This window comes from Bifidobacterium ruminantium DSM 6489, from assembly GCF_000770925.1.
GTDB lineage: Bacteria > Actinomycetota > Actinomycetes > Actinomycetales > Bifidobacteriaceae > Bifidobacterium > Bifidobacterium ruminantium.
On the sequence record NZ_JDTK01000004.1, the window covers coordinates 119,827 to 143,889 of the forward strand.

The window sequence follows — 24,063 nt, forward strand, 5'->3', positions numbered from 1 at the left end:
GATCGACTTATTCCAATGGGTCACGCTGTTTCATTGACATGTGCAGAAATCGTCATATAGCATATGACGATTCGGAGTGTGAACGTATGCATATTCATCGTCGAGTATATTCTGAATTATCCGCGTGGATGCAGATGACCATGGCGCATACGTTGCCGGTCGCGGCGCCTGCCATGGGCGTTTGAACCGGCCTCATAGATGAGAACGGAGAACGATGGTCGTTCAAACAAACCGTCCATTAGGCCGTGTGGTGGCGATGGGCGTCACCGCGGCCATGGCGTGCGCTTCGTTGGTCGCGGCACCGATCGTGGCCCAGGCGCAATCCAAAACGCAGGCCAATCAACAGAAAGATGTCCAGGTGATTGCGTTCCAGCAGACGTGGAACACCATCGCCAAGGAATGCACCAACACCTATGGTCCGGAAGGTGTGGCCTATGTGGAGGTCTCGCCTCCGCAGGAATCCATCCAAGGCACGCAGTGGTGGACCAGCTACCAGCCTGTGAGCTACAAGCTCGACTCCAAGCTGGGCACGGAAGCCGAATTCAAGAACATGGTTCAGCAGTGCTCCGCGGCAGGCGTGGGCATCATCGCCGACGTGGTGCTCAACCAGACCACCGGCGCCGACGTGGCCGCCGGAGACCAGAAGGGCGTGGCCGGCAGCGAATACAACGGCTCCACCGGCAGCTACCCGGGCTTCGCCTCCAAGCAGTACCCGGACGGCATCACCGCCGCCGACTTCCACAGCTGCACCAAGAACATCTCCGACTACACCAATCAGAAGGAAGTTCAGGAATGCCGCCTGAGCTCCATGTGGGACTTCAACTCCGAAAGCGAGAAGGTGCAGGACATCCAGTCCGACTACCTAGCCTCGCTGTGGAACGCCGGCGTGCGCGGCTTCCGCATGGATGCCGTCAAGCACATCCACACTGACAGCATGAAGGCCATCAAGGAGAAGTTCGCCAAGAAAATCGGCAAGAACGCCAACGACATCTACTGGATTCAGGAGGTCATCGGCAACGCCTCCGAGGCCGCGGGCATCCAGCCGAGCAACTACGTGCAGAACGGCACCGTGACCGAATTCGGCTTCAAATCCGAGATGAACCAGACCTTCAAGGACAAGATCGCCAACCTCAAGGGGCTGAGCGATCGCCTGAGCAAGGATCTCTCCTCCGATGACGCCAACGTGTTCGTCACCAACTGGGACACCGCCCGCAACGAGGGTGCGCTGACCTACAAGGACGGCGCCAAGTACCAGCTGGCCAACGCGTTCATGCTGGCCTACGACTACGGCACCCCGCGCCTGCTCTCCGACTACAAGTGGGACGTCAACGACAACGGTGCACCCGGAGCGACCGTGACCTCCGTGCCCGACGTGGATATGGACAAGGCATGCTCCACCAACGATTCCGATTGGAACTGCGAGCAGCGCTGGACCTCCACCCGCGGCATGATCGCCTTCCGCAACTATGTCAACGGCACCAAGGTCGCCGATTGGCAGGATGACGGCGGCGACAACATCGCCTTCTCCCGCGGAGCCAAGGGCTTCATCGCCATCAACAACGGCAAGAAGGACAAGGACGCCTCCTACACGACATCTCTCGCCGACGGCGAATACTGCAACGTGTACGCCACCATGGACTGCTCCAAGACCGTGACCGTCAAGGGTGGCAAGGTCGAGACCACGGTGCCGGCGCACTCCGCCATCGCCCTGTATGCCGGTGCTACCAAGGCCTCGCACCCCGCAGCCTCCGCCGCTACCGATCCGTCCGATCCCGACGTGAACCAGGAAGAGGATGACGCCCTGCCCGACGACAGAAGCGTCACCATCTACTACAAGCCCGCGAACGCCGAATGGAAGACCCCGAAGGTCCATTACGGCCTCGGCAACGATTGGGAGCAGCCGGAAGCCGACATGACCCTCGACGCGCAGGGTTACTACACCGCCACCATCAACACCAAGGGCAAGGCGATCGACTTCGTGTTCCACGACAAGGACACCGATGGTTGGGAGAACCCGAAGGGCGGCGGCAACTACCATGCCAACGTCGGCATCACCCATGTGGGCGTGAGCGATCAGGCCGCAACCGTCGGCAATCCCGAATCCATCGGCGCCAAGACCCGTCTCGTCGTGCACTACAAGCCCTCCAGCGCCTCGGACAACCGCGGCGTGTACGTGTGGGGCACCGATGTGAACGGCGGCAACATGGACGCCAAGCACCACGCTTTCACCGGCACTGACTGCTGGGGCAAGGTCGCCGTGCTCAATTTCGACGGCAAGTACGACAAGTTCGGCTTCCTCGTCACCACCAGCGATTGGAACAAGTACGGCGCCGACCGTAGCGTCACCGTGAGCGCCGACGGCACCGCCGAGGTGTGGATCGACGGCACCAAGTACCCGGACCAGGGCGAGGCGACCACTGTCGAGACGCTTGATTCGGCACCGGCCGATTACGCCTGCAAGGCCAACACCGTCAAGGTGAAGGTGCACTACAACCGAGACGACGGCCTGTACTACAACGCCGAGGACACCAGCACCACTGTGCCGCAGTGGGATATCTGGACCTGGGCATCCAATTGGAACGGCGGTGCCGCCACCTTCACCACCCATGACGATTGGGGCGAGATCGCGGAGTACTCCTTCACCAACTACACCTACTACAACAACGACGGCGCTTCCGATATCGGCATGCTGCGCCGTTACGGTAAGGACGCGTGGAAGGCCAAGGACCCGGACGACGCCGATCACAGGATCCCGTCCAACGCGCTCGTGTTCGACGCCGACGGCAACGCCTCCGCCGAAGTGTGGCTGCTCGGCGGCGACGCCACGGTGTATACCTCCCGTCCGTCCCTCGGCGCGACCATGAAGTCCGCCGAGATCTCCGGCACCAACCAGCTGTCCGCCAAGCTCTCCAAGAAGGTCTCCACGGATGACCTGAAAGGCAAGGTCACCGTCACGGACGCCGACGGCAAAGCCGTCGATGTCAAGAGTCTCAAGGCCGACGGCACCAAGGTGATCATCACCGCCGACAAGGATCTGGACGTTCGCGGCAAGTACACCGTCGAGATCAAGGGCTTCGGCTCCCAGAACGCCATCGCCGGTTCGGTGGTCCGCACGGATGCCTTCGACAAGAAGTATGCCTACAGCGGCGAGGATCTGGGCGCCACATTCGCCAAGAAGCAGACCGGCTTCAAGGTGTGGGCCCCGACCGCCACCAAGGTCGAACTCGTCACCTACAAGTCCGCCGACCCGAATGCCGAGATCGATCAGACCATCGACATGACCAGTGAAAGCAAGGGCGTGTGGAGCGCCACGGTGAAGAAGCTCGCCTCCGGCACCGCGTACTCCTACAGGCTCACCTTCGCCGACGGCACGGTGAACACCTCGGCCGATCCGTACGCCACCGCGGCCGTCGCCAATGGCGAGCGCTCCGTGGTGCTCTCCAAGAAGGCCATGGGCAAGGCGGGCAAGCGCATGCCGGCCTTCGGCAAGACCACCGACGCCTCCATCGCCGAGATGAACATCCGCGACTTCTCCATCAACCCGGCCTCCGGCATCTCCGCCGACAAGCAGGGCAAGTACCTGGGCGTGGTCGAATCCGGCACGAAGACCGCCAAGGGTGCGACCTCCGGCCTCGACTATCTCAAGTCGCTGGGCGTCACCCACGTGCAGATCATGCCGATGTACGACTACGGTTCCGTCAACGAGACCGGCGACCTGAGCTACAACGCCCAGGGTGCGCAGAACTGGGGCTACGACCCGGAGAACTACAATGTGCCGGAAGGCTCGTATTCCTCCGATCCGAGCAACCCGAGCTCCCGCGTCACCGAGATGAAGCAGATGGTCAAGGGCCTGCATAAGAACAACATCCGCGTCATCATGGATGTGGTGTACAACCACGTCTACAATGCCGCGAACCATTCGTTCAACAAGACGGTCCCGGGCTACTACTTCCGCTATGACGACAACGGTTCGCTCGTCAACGACTCCGGTTGCGGCAACGACACCGCCTCCGAACGTGCGATGATGCGCAAGTACATCGTCGACTCGGTGACCTACTGGGCGAAGAACTACAACATCGACGGCTTCCGATTCGACCTCATGGGTCTGATCGACACCAAGACGATGCAGGAGGTTCGTGCTGCCCTCGACAAGATCGATCCGTCCATCATCGTGCTCGGCGAAGGCTGGGACATGAACTCCACGATGGACAAGAGCGAGATGACCATCCAGCCAAACGCCTACCAGGTCGCTTCGGACGGCACCAACAACGGCATCGCGTTCTTCAACGACTCGATCCGCGACGGCCTCAAGGGTTCCGTGTTCTCCGACACCGACACCGGTTTCGTCTCCGGCAAGGCCGATCAGGAAAGCCTCATCGCCCACAACGTGCTCGGCTGCCAGTACGACGCCGACGCCTCCACCACCTGCTGGAACGGCAATGCGCAGGACCACTACGCGGATGCCGGTCAGGTGGTGAACTACGCCGAGATCCACGACAACATGACCCTGTACGACAAGCTCAGGAAGTCCGTGCCCACGGATGACGAGGCCACCACCGAGGCGCGCGCCAAGCTCGCCGATTCCGTGGTCTACCTGTCCGAAGGCATCCCGGCCATCCAGCTGGGCCAGGAGTTCCTGCGCACCAAGGGCGGCAACGGCGACAGCTATAACGCCGGTGACGAGGTGAACGCCATCGACTGGGATCGCACCACGCAGTATGCGGGCTCCGTCGACTACGTCAGGGGCCTGATCAAGCTGCGCAACAGGATCGCTGCCCTCCGCCAGACCAGCTACAGCGACATCAACGCCAGCGTGACCATGCTCAAGTCCGCCAACGGTGTTGTGGCCTATCAGGCGAAGGACTCCAGCGGCACCTACGTGGTGATCTTCAACGCCAACAACGATGTCGCCGCCATCGATGGCGTCGAGGCCGGCAAGTACGAGGTGCTCGCCGCAAACGGCACCGTGTACGGCGACGACGACGTCAAGAGCGTCACCGTCCGCAAGGGCTCCGCATACACCGCTGGCGCACTGTCCGCCACCGTGCTCAAGGTCGCCTCCGCCGACGACGTCGTTCCCGTGATTAGCGGTGTGAACGAGTCGACGACCATCACCGTCGGTTCCAAGTTCGATCCGATGGCGGGCGTCTCCGCCACCGACGACATCGACGGCGATCTGACCGACAAGATCAAGGTCGAGGGCACCGTGGACGCCAATAAGGTCGGTGACTACAAGCTGGTCTACTCCGTGACCAACTCCCGTGGCAAGACCACGACCTTCACCCGCACGGTGCACGTCCAGAAGCAGGCCGTCACCCCGGCCGCCGATAAGAACAATGGCAAGATCAACGGCAAGGCCGACAATACAAAGGAAGACGCGGAGAAAAGCGCGGCGCAGAGCCCGGCAACAGGCTCCAACGTCGCCGGAATCGCCTTGGCCGTCATGGTGCTCGCCGTTGCGGCGGGCGTGTTGATCGTCCTCCGCAGGAAGGAGGCCGGCGACCGATAAAATCGCAATCGTCTGACTGTATTTCCTGAATTTCCGAAAGGCGGGACCGCGGAGCAATGCGGTCCCGCCTTTTCGTATCACGATGGAACACGCCGCGTCTTGCGCCGCTGATAGACTGAAGTTCCATGGTTAGAAGACAACATGGCAATTCTCAAGAACACGTCACCAAGCATATTTTCGTCACTGGCGGCGTTGTCTCCTCTCTCGGCAAAGGCCTGACCGCCTCCTCCCTCGGCCGACTGCTTCGTAGCCGCGGCATCAGGGTTTTGCAGCAGAAGCTCGACCCGTACATCAATGTGGATCCGGGTACGATGAACCCCTTCCAACATGGTGAGGTCTATGTCACCGAGGACGGCGCCGAAACCGATCTCGATATCGGCCACTATGAGCGTTTCCTCGACGTCTACCTGAGCCAGAAGGCCAACGTCACCACCGGCCAGATCTATCAGGAAGTGCTGCGCAAGGAACGCGCCGGCGAATACCTCGGCCAGTGCGTGCAGGTCATCCCGCACATCACCAACGAGATCAAGTCCCGTATGCGCGCCCAGGCGTCGGACGACGTCGACGTGATCATCACCGAAATCGGCGGCACGGTCGGCGACATCGAATCCCAACCGTTCTTGGAGGCCGCACGCGAGGTCCGCCGCGATCTGGGCGCCGAGAACTGCATGTTCGTGCACGTCTCCCTGGTGCCGTACATTGCCGCCGCCCACGAGCTCAAGACCAAGCCGACTCAGCACTCCGTCATGATGCTGCGCCAGCTCGGCATCTCCCCGGACGCCTTGGTCCTGCGCTCCGACCGCCCGCTGAACCAGTCCATCAAGGACAAGATCTCCCTGATGTGCGATGTGGATTCCGAAGGCGTGGTCAACTGCGTGGACGCCCCGAGCATCTACGACGTGCCGAAGATCCTGTTCAACGAAGGCCTTGACGCCTACGTGGTCCGCGAGCTCGGCCTGCCGTTCCATGACGTCGATTGGGACGAATGGGAGGATCTGCTGGAGCGCGTGCACCATCCGAAGCACGAGGTCAACGTGGCGATCGTCGGCAAGTACATCGACCTGCCGGACGCCTACCTGTCCGTCACCGAAGCCATCAAGGCCGGCGGCTTCGCCAACTGGGCCAAGGTCAACGTCAAGTGGGTGGCCGCCGACAAGTGTGCGACCGAGGAAGGCGCGGCCGCCGCACTCGACCAGGTCGACGGCATCGTGATTCCGGGCGGCTTCGGCATCCGTGGCATCGACGGCAAGATCGGTGCGTTGCGTTATGCCCGCGAGAACAAGCTGCCGGCGCTCGGCCTGTGCCTTGGACTGCAATCCATGGTCATCGAATACGCTCGTGACGTGCTCGGCATCACGGACGCGAATTCCTCCGAATTCGATCCGGACTGTGCCAACCCGGTCATCGCCACCATGGAGGAGCAGAAGGATATCGTCGCAGGCAAGGGCGATATGGGGCACACCATGCGCCTCGGCTCCTATCCGGCGGAACTGGAGGAAGGCTCCATCGTCGCGGAGCTGTACGGCACCACGCATGTCACCGAACGCCATCGCCACCGCTATGAGGTGAACGTGGCCTACAAGGACCGTCTGCGTGAAGGCGGTCTGGTCATCTCCGGTCAAAGCCCTGACGGCGAGCTCACCGAATTCGTCGAGCTGCCTCGCGAGGTTCACCCGTTCTATGTGGCCACCCAGGCGCATCCGGAGTTCAAATCCCGTCCGACCAAGCCGCATCCGCTGTTCGCAGGTCTGGTCAAGGCCGCTCTGGATCACCAGCAGGCGCGCTGAATCGATGGGTGAGTGAATCGGATGATGGTCCGATTCGACATTGCATGGCCATGTATTCCGATGAATTCATGGCCATGTTGCATAATGGGTATTTGTTTGGGGGTCATGAGTCCCTCCAAGGAATAACGACGGGAAACCCACGGAGAGGTTTGTTTGAGATTGGCTGATATGAACGTTCCAGATGATGATTGGCAGAAAATCGTCTTTCCTGAGACGGATACGTCTTCGGGACCTGTCCAGAATTCCGATATGGGACTCCATATCGCGCAGGTCGCCGATCCTGTCGATGATGGACGGGAACCGGCGCTCGCCAAGAAGGGACATGGCCTGCTGTGGCTGTGGATTGTTCTGGCGGTGCTTGTGCTGCTTGGCGCCGTCGCGGGTGGCGGTTATTGGTTTTACCAGTCCCACGCGCTGCCGGGGGTGAAGTTGTGGGGACATTCCATGACTGGCAAGACGCAGCAGCAGATCGCCGACAAGATCGCCGATGAGGCCGACTCCATCACCATTCCGATTTCATATAACGGGACCACGAAGAAGGTCGGCTTGAAGGATCTTGGACTGACCGTTGATTCGAAGGCCGTGGCCCAGGAAGTGTTCAACGCCAAAAGGGATGATTCGCCCATTGGCAGGTACATGTTCTGGAATCATAAGGATGTGACCTCCAAGGCGTTCGCCTCCCAGAAGGCCGACGCCCATGTCGTGGGCAATCTGTTCGGTGTCGAGTCGACTTCGGCGGTCGATGCCGGATTGAAACTCAACGATGCCGGTGACGCGTTCGACGTTGTCCCGAGCCAGGAAGGCGTTGGCATCGATGTCTCCGGAGTGGTCGAGGAAGCCGAAAAGGCCGTCGAGTCTCTTGGCAAGGAATCGCCTTCCACGGTGAAGGTCGAATATCGGCAGACGGAGCCTGCCGTCACCGATGACGAAGCCCAAACTGCCAAGACCGTAGCGGATGCGCTAATCGCGAATCCAGTCGCCGTCAAGATCGGCGATCATGCGGTGGCCTCGTTCGACGCCGCGTCCATCGCATCCTCCATGAGTGTCTCCGCGGATGATGGAGCCAGGCTGCCGGACGGACAATTCCGCAAGGGAGTGTTGGTGTTCGACGGATCCAAGCTCCAGCAGTACTATGACGGATCCATCAAGCCGAACTTCCATGCCGACCGTGTCGATGGCGATGTGATCGTCAACAGTGTTGGCGATGTGCTGCAGACCAACAAGGAAGGCCATGATGGCGTGACCGTCGCCGATGGAGGCGATGCCAACGTCGGCGTGGATGCCGCCAAGGCGTTGGCCGACGGTGGCAATTCCGTCTCCATCCAAGGCACCTGCGATCCTCAGAATCCGAAGAAGACCACGCGCACCGTTGTCGTCAGCCTTTCGCAGCACACCGTGACGGCCATCGAAAACGGTCAGACCCTGCGCGTCATGCACATGTCCGCAGGCCAAGGCAACAACTATCAGACCGGTCAATGCCAGCCCAGCGGAGATCTGTGCACGCCGACGCACTGCGATGCGAACGCATATGACAATTGCACCCCTGATGGAGATTTCAAGATCTGGCTCAAATACCAATCGCAGGACATGAGCGGTAATCTCGCTCTTTCCAACGGTCAGCAGGAGAACTGGAACGTCAAGGGCGTCGGCTTTGTGAACTACTTCTCCAAGACGGGATGCGCGATCCATCGGATCGCCACGCAAAGCGCATACAACGATTCGGACATCCAGGCCATGGGGCGGAACACCTCCCACGGGTGCGTGGGTATCGGTTGGGACCAGGCGGAATGGTTCTACAACTGGTGTCTGATGGGCACCACGGTGCATGTCCAGGCCTGACGGAATGACTGGTTCCGCATGGGGCGGGGAGCCGACACAGGTTCCCCGCCTTTTTCCGATGTGTTAGATGAATCACTGCCGAATTTCGAATAAGGCCTAGTGTTTCACCATGTGTTCTGTTAGTTTGTCATAGGTACCAATGATTGAATGGAGGCAGCGTACGGTGGCAGAGAACCAAGCGTCCAACGCCGCGGCCGACGTGGAGATGAGCCAGTATGTGGCTGATCGCACGCGCGTGAACGAAGACAAAATCAAGCAGGATGACGAGATTATCGAGCAATTCGGTGACTACTCCTACGGCTGGCATGATACGGATTTCGCCGGTGAGGCGGCGAAAAAGGGCATCGACGAGAACGTCGTGCGTGCCATTTCGGCCGACAAGCATGAACCGGAATGGATGCTGGAAAAACGATTGGAAGGGTATCGCGATTTCATCAATCGTCCGATGCCGCAGTGGGGCGTCGATCTGAAGGATTTCGACGCCGACGATTTCAAGTACTATGTCAAACCGATTGACAAGCAGGCCACCACATGGGAGGAGCTGCCTGACGAAATCCGTTCCACCTATGACAAGCTCGGCATTCCTGAAGCTGAGAAAAGCAGATTGGTTTCCGGTGTCGCCGCGCAGTACGAGTCCGAGGTCATCTACAATTCGATCCAGAAGGATCTTGAGGAGCAGGGCGTCATCTTCGTCGACACCGACACCGCCGTACAGAAGTATCCGGATCTTGTGAGGAAGTATTTCGGCAAGTGCATTCCGAGCAACGACAACAAGTTCTCGGCATTGAACACCGCCGCATGGTCGGGCGGCTCCTTCGTGTACGTGCCGAAGGGTGTGCACGTGGATATCCCGCTGCAGGCCTACTTCCGCATCAACACGCCGAATATGGGCCAGTTCGAGCGCACGCTGATCATCGCGGATGAGGGATCCTACGTGCATTACGTGGAAGGCTGCACGGCACCAATCTACTCCACCGATTCCCTGCATTCCGGTGTTGTGGAGATCTTTGTCGAACCGCATGCCCGTGTGCGCTACACCACTGTGCAGAACTGGTCGAACAACGTCTACAATCTGGTGACGCAGCGCGCCTATGTGCGCGAGGGCGGCACCATGGAATGGGTCGACGGCAACATCGGCTCGAAAGCCACCATGAAGTATCCGGCGTGCATACTCGCGGAACCATATGCGAAGGCCAGCACCATGTCCTTGGGCTTTGCAGGCAAGGGGCAGTACCAGGATACGGGCGCGAAGATGATCCATCTCGCTCCGCACACCAGCTCCACCATCGTGGCCAAGTCGATTTCCCGTGGCGGCGGACGTTCTGCGTACCGAGGGCTCGTCAAAATCGTCAAAGGGGCTGAAGGTTCATCCAATTCAACGGTTTGCGACGCATTGCTTGTTGACGAGTTCAGCCGTTCCGACACGTATCCGCATGTGGATGTGCGCGAGGATGACGTCTCCATGGCGCATGAGGCCACCGTCTCCAAGGTCTCCGAGGATCAGCTGTTCTATCTGATGAGCCGTGGTCTGTCCGAGGAGGAGGCCATGGGCATGATCGTGCGAGGCTTCGTCGAACCGATCAGCCGTGAGCTGCCGATGGAATACGCGCTCGAATTGAACCGTTTGGTGGAATTGCAGATGGAAGGATCGGTGGGCTGATCACCATGGCACAAACTCAGGAAATCAATATCCCCGTCGCGGATCCGTCCGATCCGTACGCGAACCCGGCGGCCATGCCGTCGTCCGCGGATCGCGCGCCGCGCTCCTTCGATGTGGGCGCGTTCGCCAAGCCGGATCGCAGGCAGGAGGATTGGCGGTACACTCCGGTGGAACGCATCGAGGAGTTCTTCGATACGTTCGAACCATCCGATGAGACGCAGGTAACCGTTTCCATGATCGATGGTTCGCCCTTTGCCGATGGCGTCAGCTATGTCGAAGGCAAAGTGGGGGATGCCGGAACGGGCATCGTCTCCAAACCGAACGACCGCGTGTCCGTCATCGAGTGGAATGCGGGTCGACGGGCCGGCATTCTGCACATCGATGGCGAGATCGGCCAGCCGGTGCTCGTCAAGGTGCATGGCGCGGGCATGGATCTTGACGCATTCCACCTGTCGATCATCGCTTCGGACCGCGCCCATGCCGACGTGGTCGTGGAGCACGATGGAGACGCACGTCTCGCGGAGGGTGTGGAAATCGAAACCGGCAAGGATTCGCATGTCTCCACAACCTTCATCCAGGAATGGGGCAAGGCATCCAAGCATGTCGGCAATCAGCGCATCCATGTCGGAAAGGGAGCCTCCCTGCGTCACTCGGTGGTGACGCTTGGCGGCGATGTGGTGCGTATCCGCATGGATCAGGACTTCGGCGGCGAACAGGGAGAGCTCAACATGCTCGGCATCTACTTCGTCGATCCGGGCGAGCACATCGAGCATCGCACTATGGTGGTGCACAACCATCCCGAATGCAAGAGCCGTGTGGTCTACAAGGGCGCGCTTGACGGCAAAGGCGCGCATTCCACGTGGGTCGGCAACGCGTTGATCGAGCCGACAGCTCCAGGCACCGACTCGTATGAGCTCAACCGCAATCTGGTGCTCACCCCGGGTGCCATCGCCGATTCCGAACCGAATCTGGAAATCGAGAACGGCAATATCGTCGGTGCCGGACATGCGTCCTCCGTTGGACGGTTCGATGATGAGGAACTGTTCTATCTCGAATCGCGCGGCATTCCGGAGACTGAGGCCCGCAAGCTCGTGGTGCGTGGCTTCTTTGGCGAACTCGTCGAGGAAATCGGCATTCCGGCGATTGCCGAACACCTCATGGCCGTCATCGACAAACGCCTGGCACGTGGCGAGAACGACGCGATCGCACAGGTTTTGGAAGAGAAATAAACGTCAGGAGCAAATACCATGTCAACCCTTGAAATCAAAGACCTATACGCACACGTCGAAACCAAGGACGGCATCAAGCCGATCCTCAAAGGCGTGAACCTGACCGTGAATTCCGGCGAGACCCATGCCATCATGGGACCCAATGGCTCCGGCAAATCTACATTGGCATATACGCTGGCCGGACATCCCAAGTACATCGTTGATTCCGGACAGGTACTGCTCGACGGTGAGGACATCCTCAAGATGACTCCGGACGAGCGCGCCAAGGCGGGCATATTCCTGGCCATGCAGTACCCGGTCGAAGTGCCGGGCGTGTCCATGACCAACTTCCTGCGCACCGCCAAAACCGAAGTGGACGGCAAGGCGCCGGCCATCCGTACGTGGACGAAGGAACTGTCCGAAGCCATGAAGCGGCTCAAGATGGATCCGAAGTTCGCCACCCGCTCCGTGAACGAAGGGTTCTCCGGCGGCGAGAAGAAGCGTGCCGAGGTTCTGCAGCTGGAGCTGCTCAAGCCGAAGTTCGCCATTCTCGACGAGACCGACTCCGGCCTTGACGTCGACGCGCTGCGCATCGTCTCCGAAGGTGTGAACCGTGCCAAGGAGGCCAATCAGTTCGGCATCCTCATGGTCACGCACTACACCCGTATCCTGCGCTACATCAAGCCGGACATCGTGCATGTGTTCGCCGATGGGCATTTCATCAAGACTGGCGGTCCCGAACTCGCCGACGAGCTTGAGGAAACCGGTTATGACGCGTACCTGCCGGAAGGCTCCGATTCGGAAAGCGCATTGGCATGACCGATTTCGCAGCGATCCGCAGCCAATTTCCGATTCTCGATCAGGAGATCCACGGTCATCCGCTGGTGTATCTGGATTCTGCGGCGACCTCGCAGAAGCCGCAATGCGTGATTGACGCCGAGGCGGAGTTCTACCGCACCATCAACGCCGGTGTGCATCGTGGCGCCCATGAGCTTGCTGCGCGCAGCACCATGGCGTTCGAGCAGGCCCGCGCCAAAGTCGCCAAGCTGGTCGGCGCAAATTCGGCGGAGGGTGAAGAGGAGATCGTCGTCACCTCCGGCGCCACCGCAGGACTGAACCTGTTGGCCACCGCATTCGGCAACGCGTCGCTTGGACGTGGGGGAGAGACCGCCAAGCGTTTCGCGTTGAAACCGGGCGATGAGATCGTCGTCACCAAGGCGGAACACCATTCCGTGCTGCTGCCGTTCCAGGAACTCGCCATGCGCACCGGCGCCACGCTCAAATGGATCGATCTGGATGATGAGGGCCGCGTCCGTTCCGACACCGCCGATGAGGTGATCACCGACCGTACGAAGATCGTCGCTGTGACGCATGTGGGCAACACCACAGGTGCGATTACTGACATCGCTCCGATCGTGCGGCGTGCCCACGAGGTCGGCGCGGTGTTCGTGCTTGACGCATGCCAGTCCGTGCCGCATCTCAAAGTCGATTTCCATGCCATGGACGTCGATTTCGCCGCGTGGAGTGCCCATAAGATGTACGGTCCGACCGGCGTGGGCTTCCTGTACGGCAAGCGCGACATGCTTGAGGCGCTGCCTCCGGCGAATTTCGGCGGATCCATGGTGGAGCTGGCGTGGATGGACAAGGAGGCACAGTACATGGAGCCTCCGGCGCGCTTCGAAGCAGGCACACAACCGGTGGCGCAGGTCGTGGCGGCCGGCGTCGCCGCCGAATGGCTGATGAACATCGGCATGGAGAATCTTGAAGCGCATGAGCGAACCATCACCGACGAGCTGCTCAAGATGGGAGACATCGAGGGAATCCGTATCCTCGGACCCCGCTCCAACGAGAACCGCATCGGTACCGTCGCGTTCGAAGTCGAAGGCGTGCATCCGCACGACGTCGGCCAGTTCATCGACGCGCAGGGAATCGCCATCCGCGTCGGCCACCATTGTGCACAGCCCGTGCATCGTCATTTCGGCGTGTATGCCTCCAACCGCGCGTCCAGCGGCATCTACAATTCGGTCGAAGACGCGCAGGCCCTCATCGAGGCGCTTGGCAAGGTCCGTCCGTTCTTTGAGGTCAGGTGACGAATATGAGTGATTTCGAGATGTCCGGCGGCGATCTTGAGCAGATGTACCAGGAAGTCATTCTTGAGGCCGCGAGAAACCCGCATGGCAAGGAGCATTTCGCTCCCGATCTGGCTTCCGAAGAGTCCTCGCAAGGCGCCGAGACCACGGTGCGTGCCAATCATGAATACTGCACGCCGGGCGAATCGCACCAATTCAACCCGACCTGCGGAGATGAGGCCACCGTGCACGCGGAGGTCTCCGATGCCGAACCGAGCACCATCGAACGGCTTGTGTGGGACGGCCACGGATGCTCCATCTCCCAGGCCAGCCTGTCCGTGATGGTGGATCTCGTCGAAGGAAAGACGGTGGACGAGGCCATGAAGCTCGCCGACACCTTCCATAAGCTCATGGAGTCCAGAGGCAAGGGATTGAATGATGAGCAGGCCGAGGATGCCTTGGATGACGGCATCGTCTTCCAGGGAGTCTCCCAATATCCGATGCGCATCAAATGCGCGTTGCTCGGCTGGGAAGGCATGAAGGACGCCGTCGCCAAGGCGTTGACGGCCAAAGAGAAGTGAATCCGGTTCGTCGGCCGGGAAACACCGGTGACAAACCCGATGCGACATACTACCCTTGCTCAACAGCAGCATCCATCAAGAGTCTGGAGTGATAATGAGCGATACCCTGGTACCCGAACCGCAGGCGTCGGTCTTCGATTCCGTTGCCAAGGCCTTGGGCGACGATGAGGACGCGGCTCGTCGAGTCATGCTCAATCCGAATCTGGCCAAAGGATTCAAGAACGGGAAGCCGGTGGAAACCGGTACTGAAAACGGCAAACAGGATGATGCATGCGGCTGCGGTGACCATGCCGGCGCATGCGCGTGCTCCGAGTCGCAGGAAGATGACATTCCCCTGAAGGCCGTCGATGACATCGGGCGAGCCACGGCAGCCGACGTGAAGGAGGCTCTCCATCAGGTCATCGATCCGGAGCTTGGCATCGACGTTATCGACCTTGGTTTGGTCTACGGCATTGAGATTGACGAGTTGGGACGCGCCATCATCACGATGACGCTCACCACTCCCGCATGTCCGCTGACCGATCTGATCGAGGACGAATGTGCCAGCACCCTCGCCGGTCTCGTCGAGGAATTCCGTATTGATTGGACATGGCAACCGCGTTGGACCATGGACAAGATCACTCCGGAAGGGCGTGACCAGCTTGCCGCGCTTGGATTCAATTTCGATAATCTGCCGAAATACTGACGGTTGTTATCCGTATCACGGTTCGGCCGGCACGATGCGGTTTTGACGTTTCACATATGGAAGGGCGCACCTCCCTTGTTGGGAGGTGCGCCCTTCCATATGCCTTTCGTGTCAGTCGTCGACCACGGTGCCCTTCGGTACCACAGTGATGCCCTCGGGCGTGACGGTGAAGCCACGAGCCAAATCATGCTCGGTGTCGATGCCGACCGTGGAATTCTCGGTCAGGACGACATTCTTGTCGAGAATCGCCTTGTAGACGCGCGCCCGACGGTTGATGACCACGCCGTCGAACAGAATCGAATCGACAACCTGCGACCACGAATGGATGCGTACATTCGGCGACAGCACGGAATGATGCACTTCTCCACCGGAAACGATGACACCGGGGGAGACGATCGAATCGGTGGCATGCCCCAGACGGTCGTGACCCGCGTGCACGAACTTCGCAGGCGGCAGATTGCCGGACAGCGTGTAGATGGGCCATTCGGTGTTGTACAGGTTGAACTCCGGCACATAGGAGATCAGATCCATGTGCGCGTCGTAGAACTGCTTCAGTGTGCCCACATCGCGCCAATAGGCGTGATCGGTCGGAGTGGCGCCCGGAATCTCGTTGGAATTGAAGTCGTAGACACCGGCCTCGCCCCGCGCCGCGAAATACGGTGCGATGTCGCCGCCCATGTCATGCTTCGTGTCTTCGGCTTTCTCATCCAAGGCGAGAGCCTCGAACAGGGCGTCGGTGTTGGCCACGTAATTGCCCATGGAGGCCAGAATGGAATTCGGATCATCCGGCAGACCAGTGGTGGTCTCCGGTTTCTCCTGGAAGCTCTTGATCATGTTCGGATGCTCGGGGTCAACCTCGATGACGCCGAACTGGTTGGACTGGCTGATGGGCTGGCGGATGCCGGCCACGGTGAATTCGGCGCCGGAATCGATATGCTGCTGCACCATCTGTTGGAAATCCATGCGGTAGACGTGGTCGGCGCCGACAATTACCACAATGTCGGGCTGCACGTCCTCGATGATGTTGACCGTCTGATAGATGGCGTCCGCGGAGCCCAGGTACCAGTGCTTTCCAAGACGCTGCTGCGCAGGAACAGGGGATACGTAGTTGCCCAGCAGTGGGGAGAAGCGCCATACGGTGGAGATATGGCGATCCAGCGAATGGGACTTGTATTGGGTGAGAACCACCGTCTGCATGTAGCCGGAGTTGACTAGATTGCTCAACGGAAAATCAATCAGACGGAACACGCCGCCGAACGGGACGGCCGGCTTGGCTCTGTCCCTGGTCAATGGCATCAGACGGGTGCCTTCACCGCCTGCCAGCACGATGGAAAGAATCTTTGGGTTCTTTACCATGGGAACTCCTCTCCGAGAGCGTCTTACGACACCGTATGCACGATCGGTCCGCTTCCTCACGAAACCGCTTACGCACACCATGATTGCATATTTTCAGCAAATAGCAAGGAGTTTTCGGCGCGAGTCATGAAAATTTGCAATCTGTTTCAATGCTGTTTCATTCCTCGGGACGTTCCAGAGACTGCTACATCATGCGTCGATGCGGCGGGTCGCATAGAAAGCGACGGCGCTTGAAGCCGCGACGTTCAGACTGTCCACGCCATGGCTCATGGGAATCTTCACCGTCAGATCGGCACGGGAAATAGTATGGTGCGACAAGCCGTCGCCTTCAGTCCCGAAAATCAGCGCGAGCTTGTCGATATGATCGTCGGCGCTCTCGTCGTTGTTGAGACGACGTACCAATTCGTCGAGAGAAATGGAATCATCCTCAAGAGCCATCGCGACGGTGGTGAATCCCAGATCCCGCAATTCCTGCATGCCGATGAATGGCCAGTAGTGCCTGTCATCTCCGCCGATACGCGTCCACGGTACCTGGAACACCGTGCCCATGGACACTCGCGCCGCACGGCGGTACAAAGGGTCGCCGCAGGAAGGGGTGACGAGCACCGCGTCCACATCGAGAGCCGCGGCGGAACGCATGAGGGCTCCGACATTCGTATGGTCGACGATGTCCTCCATGACCGCGATGCGGTGGGCGCCACGGCAGACCTCTTCGACGCTGGGCAGCGGCCAGCGTTTCATCGCGGCCAGGGCGCCACGGTGTAGCCGATATCCGGTGAGCTTTTTGAGCTGGTCGGGAGAGGCTACATAGACAGGGATGTCGGCTCCCCAGCGCTCGTCGATGACGTTGAATGTCTCGGACATGCCTTCGATCCACGGTTCCTCGACCAACAGGGAAATCGGTTCACGGCCCGCGGCGAGCGCCCGATCGATCACTTTGGGGGATTCGGCGATGAACAGCCCCTTGCTGGGCTCCAGCTTGTTGCGTAGCTGGATTTCCGTGAGATTCGTGTATGCCGCCACACGTTCGTCATCGATGGAGTCAAGATGGATGAACCGCATTGCCTGTCTTTCGCTAGATACAAGAAAACCCCTTGTTTCCAAGGGGTTTTTCTGGTGTCCGGAGCGGGACTTGAACCCGCACGCCTGTATAAAATAGGCACTAGCACCTCAAGCTAGCGCGTCTACCATTCCGCCACCCGGACAGGTGCGTTGCTCACCGGCAACGAATGAAAACTATAGCAGCTTGGCGCCACGATGCAAATGTCGGCGTGTCGCAGCTTGTGTCGGGGTTTCTGATAGGCTCGGAAGCTATGACTGATGCCCTTTTCCTGCTTGATGCGGATCATGATGACGTGCCGGTGAATAGCGACGAGATTAACGCCGGGTGGAAATTGACGCTTCCCGCGTCCGTCCGCCGGCATGCGATTCAGGTCATGCGGTTGAAGGATGGCGACGAGCTGCAGCTTTCCGATGGCAGGGGACTGCGCATCCATGCCGTGTTGCGTGACGCGCAGCAGGGCGTCGCGGAGGTGCTGCGATTCGGCAGGGAATCGCAGCCGGTCACCCGGCTCGCATTGGTGCAGGCCCTCGCCAAAACCGGTCATGACGAGCAGGCGATCGACATGGCGACGCAGATCGGCGTGGATTTGGTGGTTCCGTGGCAGGCCGATCGTTCCATTGCCAAATGGAAGGTCGGCCGCACCGATAGGAAATGGAAGCAGACGTTGGAATCCGCCACTGAGCAGTCCCGTCGGTCGTGGACGCCTCGATTGGATGATTGCGTGACCAGCAAGCAGGTGGTCGCCATGTGCAGGCGAGCCTGCGTGCATGGCGACATGGTGGTCGTGCTGCATCAGGATGCCACGAAAACCTGGAATCAGCTGGAGGCGAATATCGCCAAACTGTCAGACGCCTGTCTGCGGGACGGGCGTCCACGCACCATCTATGTGCTGGTCGGCCCGGAAGGCGGCATCAGCGATACTGAGATCGAGGCGTTCACGAAGTCCGGGGCCGAGGTGTGCGTGCTTGGAAGCAATATCCTGCGGGCGTCCGCGGCGGGTCCTGTTGCGTTGTCGTTGCTCGCGCGTGCTTTGGGGCGCTTCGTCTGATCTCGTTTTTCGTCGGGTGAGCCGTCCGAACCGCCCCGTTCACCGCTGGTGTAGCATGGTAGCGAAGGTTTTCAATACCGATAAAAGGAGCATTATGAGCGACCAGGATTGTCTGTTCTGCAAGATCATCGCCGGCGAGATTCCCAGCGAGAAGGTGTATGAGGATGAAACCACCTACGCCTTCAAGGACATCAATCCGAAGGCCAAGGTGCATGTGCTCGTCGTTCCGCGCAAACATTACGCCAATGTGGCCGAACTCGCCCAGGCGGATCCCGCGCAGCTCGCCCATACGGCAGAAGTGGCGCAGAAGATCGCCGATCAGGAGTTCCATGGAGCGTTTCGACTGATCTTCAACACCGGAATCGATGCCGGACAGACCGTGTTCCATGTGCATGCCCATGTGCTCACCGGCGAGAAGCTTGACGAGTAGTCCCAAATATTTCCAACCGATATCGGAAGAGGTTCCGTGGCCACCACTACACGTACCATCGCGATACCCCAGCAGCTTGATCCGGTGACCGTTCTCGGTCCTGTGGACGAAGTGCTGCGGGAGGTCGAACGGGCGTTCCCCGAACTCACCATCATTGTTCGAGGCAACCGCATCGCCATCATGTCCCATTCCAGCAAATCCGAATCGCAGGCCGCCCAGGCCGAGCATGTGCTGGCGGACATCATCCAGGCCGCATACACCGCGCCTATGGATGCGGACACCGTGCGCCGCATGCTCGACCAGAACGTGCTTAGGAATTCGGTACGTGCGACGCGTCCCGGCCATGGACACGTGGTGGAGGAGCTGCGCATGGCCGACAGGCAGCAATCGCACGCGGCCGCCCATGACGTCGCCGCCGACCGTCGCCGTCCTCATGTTCCGGGCGTCATCACCTTCGCCCTCGGCAAGCCGGTGCGTGCCAAAACAGCCGGACAGATCGCCTATGTGAACGCCATCGAATCGCACACCATCACCTTCGCCATCGGACCGGCCGGCACAGGCAAGACCTATCTTGCCGTGGCCAAGGCGGTGCGTGCGTTCCAGGATCGGCAGGTGCGGCGCATCATCCTGACGCGTCCGGCGGTCGAGGCTGGAGAGAACCTTGGTTTTCTGCCGGGCACGTTGAACGAAAAAGTCGATCCGTATCTACGTCCCCTGTACGACGCGCTGTCGGACATGCTCGGAGCCGACCAGCTCAAGCGCTACATGGATGACGGCACCATCGAGGTCGCGCCGCTTGCCTATATGCGCGGCCGTACGCTCAACGACGCGTTCGTAATCCTCGACGAGGCGCAGAACACCACCGAACAGCAGATGAAGATGTTCCTGACGAGGCTCGGGTTCAATACGAAAATGGTCATCACCGGCGATGTGACGCAGGTGGATCTGACCGTGCCGAAATCAGGTCTGGCCACCATCGAACGCATTCTTGACGGCATCGATGACATCGCCTTCGCCCATCTGAAGCCCGAGGACGTGGTCCGTCATGCGCTCGTCGGCAAAATCGTCGAAGCCTACGAGAGGCATGCGGCCATAGCCGGTGACCACAGCAGACATGGGCGTTCCACATCATCAAGGACACCCGACATGGAAAAGGAAAGCGCGTAAATGAGCGTTGAAGTGACGAACGAGACCGTCTGGCAGATCGACGGCAAGGTCTTCTCCGATCTTGGCATATGGATCATGAGCCAGATGCGGGTCAGCACGCAGTCGGACCTGGCCATCATGTTCGTGGATCCCGATCCGATCGCGCAGCTGCACATGCGTTGGATGAACCTCGAAGGGCCTACTGACGTCATGAGCTTCCCCATGGACGAGCTGCGCCCCGGAGATGGTAAAACCGAGATGGAAGGCGTGCTGGGGGACATCGTCCTGTGCCCATGGGTGGCGGCCCAGCAGGCGGTCGCCGCGGGACACAGCACGATGGAGGAAATGATGCTTCTGACGATCCACGGCATCCTCCACCTGCTCGGATACGATCATGTCACTCCGGAGCAGGAACGGCAGATGTTCGGTCTGCAACGACAGCTGCTCCTGACGTTCTTCGCTTTGCGTCAAGGGGCGGGCGCTCAGGCGATGCTGCCCCCCGGGACGCCGGACGCGCTCGCCGAGTGGGACCGCGAGCATGGTTCGGGCGGCAAGATGGCCCGATGATGAGATGACATGCCGTCCGACGGCTTCAATGGTGGGGGATTGATGAATATGGAGACAACAACCATCGCGTTGATTGCGGCGCTTGCCGTCGTCGCGCTGCTGCTAGTCTGGCTTTCTCTGTCGATGGCCGCGGCCGAAGGCGCTGTTGGCCGCGTCACGCAGGCCAGTCTGAACAATCTCATCCTTGAGATTCAGACGGATGCGGACGTATCGCAATTCATTCGGGACAAGAAGATCAAACGCATCCACAAGGTGCAGCGGCTGATCGCGGACAGGTACGCGACCGCAGGTTCATGCGCGTTCTTCAGAATCACCTGCAATGTGCTTGACGGTGTGCTGGTCTCCGCCATCGTATCGTTGTGCGGCGCGCCACTATGGGCCGAACTGCTCGTGGGATTCATCTTCGCTTTGGTGGTGGCGGTGATTTCCCTCCTGGTGCGTCCGCGCAGCGCTGGCGCGACCAAGCCCGTCGACATCATGCTAAAGCATGTCGATGCGGTGTCCATTGCGACAGTGCTGACGCCTTTCGCGAAGATCGGCGGGCAGAAGGATTCGAAACGGCATTCGGACAATCTATCGGATGACGAGGAACTTGAGAAGATTCAGCTCGAACAGGGGCGTGCCACCATCGACCGTCTGGTCGAGGCGAACGATTTCGATCCGGAAGTCTCCGAAATGCTTCGCAACGTTCTGACATTGTCCGAGACGTTGACCCGTGAGATCATGGTGCCGCGCACCGACATGATCTGCATCGAACGCGGAGAGACGTTGGAGAACATGCTCAAGCTATGCTCCCGCTCCGGTTTCTCCCGCATTCCGGTCATTGGAGAGGATGTGGACGACTTGGTGGGCGTCGCATATCTGAAGGATGCGGTACGCGCCACGGCGTTCAATCCCGCGGCCACGTCGCGTGATGTTGAATCCATCGTCCGGGATCCGATGCTGGTGCCCGAGTCCAAACCGGTTGATGACCTGTTCCACCAGATGCAGCGCACTCGCCAGCATGTGGCCATCGTCGTGGACGAATATGGCGGCATCGCCGGCATGGTCACCATCGAGGATACGATCGAACAAATCGTCGGTGAGCTGGAGGATGAGCACGACCGCACCCAGCATGCCGATCCGGAGCGGATTGGCGAGCATAAATGGAGCATGCCGGCGCGCACTCCCATCGCCGATTTGGAGGAGATCTTCGAAATCGACATCGATGAGGATGATGTAGACACGGTATACGGGCTGCTCACCAAGTTGCTCGGACGTGTGCCGATCGTCGGTTCGTCGGCAGTGACGAGGGGGCTTCGGCTGACCGCGGTCGATTCCGCGGGGCGGCGCAAGAAGGTGTCCACCATCGTGGTGGAGCCGGCCCACGTCGAGGGCGTGGACGAAACTGAACAGCACGAGCATCAATCCGACGATGCCGAGAAGGCATCCCAAGGAGACAAGGATTCCAAGGACAAGCATGACTGACGCAGATGTGACCGAGCCGGCATTCCAGCGTTCCGGCGCCGTAACCCACGTTCCGTATCGTTCCGGATTCGTCGCCGTGGTCGGCCGCCCGAACGTCGGCAAATCGACGCTGATCAACGCCTTGATCGGCACGCAGATCGCCATCGCGTCGTCCCGCCCGGAAACCACGCGTAAGGCCATACGTGGCATTCTTACGACCGACAACGCGCAGATCGTGCTGGTCGACACTCCAGGCATCCATCGTCCGCGTACGCTGCTCGGACAACGTCTGAACGATGTCGTGGAGGAATCGTTGTCGGACGTCGACGCAGTCGCGTTCCTGCTGCCCGCCGATCAGGAGATCGGTCCCGGCGACAAGCGCATCCTGAGCAGACTCCGTTCCGATTTCGTAGTCAAACGCGATGATGGAACCTTCAAATGGAAGGTGCCGCTGATCGCCATCGTCACCAAAATCGACGAACTGGATCGGGGAGCCCTGATCAACAAGCTCATCGAGATCAATGAATTCGCGGACTTCACCGACATCGTGCCGGTGAGCGCCCTCGAACATGACAATTTGAATGAAGTGCGCAATGTTCTGGTGGAGAACATGCCCGAAGGCCCCCAGATGTATCCGTCCGAACAGATCACCGAGGAACGTCCGGAAGACACCATCGCCGAGCTGATCCGCGGTGCGTTCCTTGAGGAGCTGGATGATGAGCTGCCCCATTCGCTGGCAGTGGTTGTCGATTCCATCGAGTATCCGGAGGACAATGACAGTGGCGAATCCTATTCCGGCAAGGCTCAGGTGATTGTATCGATCTACGTGGAGCGCGATTCGCAGAAGCCGATCATCATCGGCCACAACGCGGAACATCTGGTGCGGGTCAAGAAGAAGTTGCGCACTGCGGTCAATCGTATCGTCGGTCAGAAAGCCAAGCTCGACCTGCATGTCAAAGTGGCCAAGGGATGGCAGTCGGATCCTAAGCAGCTTGAGAAGCTGGGCTTCTAAGCCGCTTAGGATCCGCTTCGCGGCGAAGCCGCTCACTTCGCCTACGGTCAGCCCACTGGGCTGCCCGTTTGACGGCTCAGCCAAGCAGCTCGAGAAGCTGGGCTTTCTGACCTGCTGGGATCCGCTTCGCGGTTTTGAGAAGCTGATTTTCCCCGAGCTGGTGGTAAATCCGATTCGGGGGAAAAGAGGATGCCCACCGAGGAATTCGGTGGGCATCCTCTTTTCGATGGCACTGACGTGCCTACTTCTTCTTGGTATACATCTGCGTGTTGAGCAATGTCGCGTAACGCTTGATCACCTTCGGACGAATGACCTTCATGGAGGCGGTCATCAGCCCGTTCTCCTGCGTGAACTCTTCCGGCAGGATGATGAATTTGCGCACGGATTCGGCGCGGGAGACGCCTTCGTTGGCCTGATCGACCCACTTCTGCACTTCGGCGCGCACGGCCGCGTTGCTGGCCGCCTCCTCCATGGACATGTTACGGTCGAGCCCCTTGTTTTCCAGCCATGGGCGCAGCGTCTCCTCATCAAGCGTGATCAATGCGGAGATGAAAGGACGCTTGTCGCCGAGCACCAGCGCCTGGGACACGAATTCGCAGCGCTTGATGACCTCCTCGATTGGACCAGGGGAGACGTTCTTGCCGCCGGCTGTGATGA

General features: G+C 59.8%; 17 protein-coding genes, 1 tRNA gene and 1 pseudogene. 15 read left to right on the forward strand and 4 right to left on the reverse strand.

What is annotated here, in order from left to right; all coding sequences use genetic code 11:
• Window positions 1–214 precede the first annotated feature (214 nt).
• From pulA to OU26_RS03355, 9 genes are all read left to right on the forward strand, one after another.
• Window positions 215–5,509 carry a type I pullulanase gene (gene pulA / locus OU26_RS03315; RefSeq protein WP_026645851.1) on the forward strand — a complete coding sequence of 1,765 codons (5,295 nt, stop codon included), beginning with the start codon at window positions 215–217 and terminating at the stop codon, window positions 5,507–5,509.
• 125 nt (window positions 5,510–5,634) lie between these two features.
• Window positions 5,635–7,296, forward strand: coding sequence for a CTP synthase (locus OU26_RS03320; protein WP_026645852.1), 1,662 nt, complete (start codon window positions 5,635–5,637; stop codon window positions 7,294–7,296).
• A gap of 249 nt (window positions 7,297–7,545) precedes the next feature.
• Window positions 7,546–9,135 (forward strand): L,D-transpeptidase family protein, encoded by a 1,590-nt coding sequence (locus tag OU26_RS03325; RefSeq protein ID WP_237743769.1) that lies wholly within the window; start codon window positions 7,546–7,548, stop codon window positions 9,133–9,135.
• 139 nt (window positions 9,136–9,274) lie between these two features.
• Window positions 9,275–10,795, forward strand: a complete 1,521-nt coding sequence (sufB, locus tag OU26_RS03330) for a Fe-S cluster assembly protein SufB (protein WP_051592878.1) — start codon at window positions 9,275–9,277, stop codon at window positions 10,793–10,795.
• Window positions 10,796–10,800: 5 nt separating this feature from the next.
• Window positions 10,801–12,024, forward strand: a complete 1,224-nt coding sequence (gene sufD, locus OU26_RS03335) for a Fe-S cluster assembly protein SufD (protein ID WP_026645854.1) — start codon at window positions 10,801–10,803, stop codon at window positions 12,022–12,024.
• 18 nt (window positions 12,025–12,042) lie between these two features.
• The gene (sufC, locus tag OU26_RS03340; protein WP_011743126.1) at window positions 12,043–12,822 is read left to right on the forward strand and encodes a Fe-S cluster assembly ATPase SufC; all 780 of its coding nucleotides are present in this window, start codon (window positions 12,043–12,045) and stop codon (window positions 12,820–12,822) included.
• Window positions 12,819–14,093 carry a cysteine desulfurase gene (locus OU26_RS03345; protein ID WP_026645855.1) on the forward strand — a complete coding sequence of 425 codons (1,275 nt, stop codon included), beginning with the start codon at window positions 12,819–12,821 and terminating at the stop codon, window positions 14,091–14,093. The genes sufC and OU26_RS03345 overlap by 4 nt, the downstream gene beginning before the upstream one ends.
• A gap of 5 nt (window positions 14,094–14,098) precedes the next feature.
• Window positions 14,099–14,653 carry a Fe-S cluster assembly sulfur transfer protein SufU gene (sufU, locus tag OU26_RS03350; RefSeq protein WP_026645856.1) on the forward strand — a complete coding sequence of 185 codons (555 nt, stop codon included), beginning with the start codon at window positions 14,099–14,101 and terminating at the stop codon, window positions 14,651–14,653.
• 94 nt (window positions 14,654–14,747) lie between these two features.
• The gene (locus OU26_RS03355; RefSeq protein ID WP_026645857.1) at window positions 14,748–15,338 is read left to right on the forward strand and encodes a metal-sulfur cluster assembly factor; all 591 of its coding nucleotides are present in this window, start codon (window positions 14,748–14,750) and stop codon (window positions 15,336–15,338) included.
• Window positions 15,339–15,449: 111 nt separating this feature from the next.
• On the opposite strand, the gene glgC is transcribed toward OU26_RS03355, so the two are convergent.
• The 3 genes from glgC to OU26_RS03370 form a co-directional block, all read right to left on the reverse strand.
• The gene (gene glgC, locus OU26_RS03360; protein WP_026645858.1) at window positions 15,450–16,694 is read right to left on the reverse strand and encodes a glucose-1-phosphate adenylyltransferase; all 1,245 of its coding nucleotides are present in this window, start codon (window positions 16,692–16,694) and stop codon (window positions 15,450–15,452) included.
• A 189-nt stretch (window positions 16,695–16,883) separates the two neighbouring features.
• The gene (locus tag OU26_RS03365) at window positions 16,884–17,756 is read right to left on the reverse strand and encodes a TrmH family RNA methyltransferase (protein WP_026645859.1); all 873 of its coding nucleotides are present in this window, start codon (window positions 17,754–17,756) and stop codon (window positions 16,884–16,886) included.
• A gap of 52 nt (window positions 17,757–17,808) precedes the next feature.
• A tRNA-Leu gene (locus tag OU26_RS03370) sits at window positions 17,809–17,899 on the reverse strand.
• A gap of 108 nt (window positions 17,900–18,007) precedes the next feature.
• Here OU26_RS03370 and OU26_RS03375 point away from each other — a divergent pair.
• From OU26_RS03375 to era, 6 genes are all read left to right on the forward strand, one after another.
• The gene (locus tag OU26_RS03375) at window positions 18,008–18,805 is read left to right on the forward strand and encodes a 16S rRNA (uracil(1498)-N(3))-methyltransferase (protein ID WP_026645860.1); all 798 of its coding nucleotides are present in this window, start codon (window positions 18,008–18,010) and stop codon (window positions 18,803–18,805) included.
• A gap of 94 nt (window positions 18,806–18,899) precedes the next feature.
• Window positions 18,900–19,235: a histidine triad nucleotide-binding protein gene (locus tag OU26_RS03380; RefSeq protein ID WP_026645861.1), complete on the forward strand. Its 336-nt coding sequence runs from the start codon at window positions 18,900–18,902 to the stop codon at window positions 19,233–19,235.
• 36 nt (window positions 19,236–19,271) lie between these two features.
• Window positions 19,272–20,402, forward strand: coding sequence for a PhoH family protein (locus OU26_RS03385; RefSeq protein ID WP_026645862.1), 1,131 nt, complete (start codon window positions 19,272–19,274; stop codon window positions 20,400–20,402).
• Window positions 20,403–20,948, forward strand: a complete 546-nt coding sequence (gene ybeY / locus OU26_RS03390; RefSeq protein WP_026645863.1) for an rRNA maturation RNase YbeY — start codon at window positions 20,403–20,405, stop codon at window positions 20,946–20,948.
• Window positions 20,949–20,996: 48 nt separating this feature from the next.
• The gene (locus OU26_RS03395) at window positions 20,997–22,415 is read left to right on the forward strand and encodes a hemolysin family protein (RefSeq protein ID WP_026645864.1); all 1,419 of its coding nucleotides are present in this window, start codon (window positions 20,997–20,999) and stop codon (window positions 22,413–22,415) included.
• Window positions 22,408–23,406: a GTPase Era gene (gene era, locus OU26_RS03400; protein ID WP_026645865.1), complete on the forward strand. Its 999-nt coding sequence runs from the start codon at window positions 22,408–22,410 to the stop codon at window positions 23,404–23,406. Before OU26_RS03395 ends, era begins: the two co-directional genes overlap by 8 nt.
• 241 nt (window positions 23,407–23,647) lie before the next feature.
• Here the strand turns inward: era and OU26_RS03405 are convergent.
• Window positions 23,648–24,063: pseudogene (locus OU26_RS03405) on the reverse strand (long-chain fatty acid--CoA ligase); the annotation flags it as partial.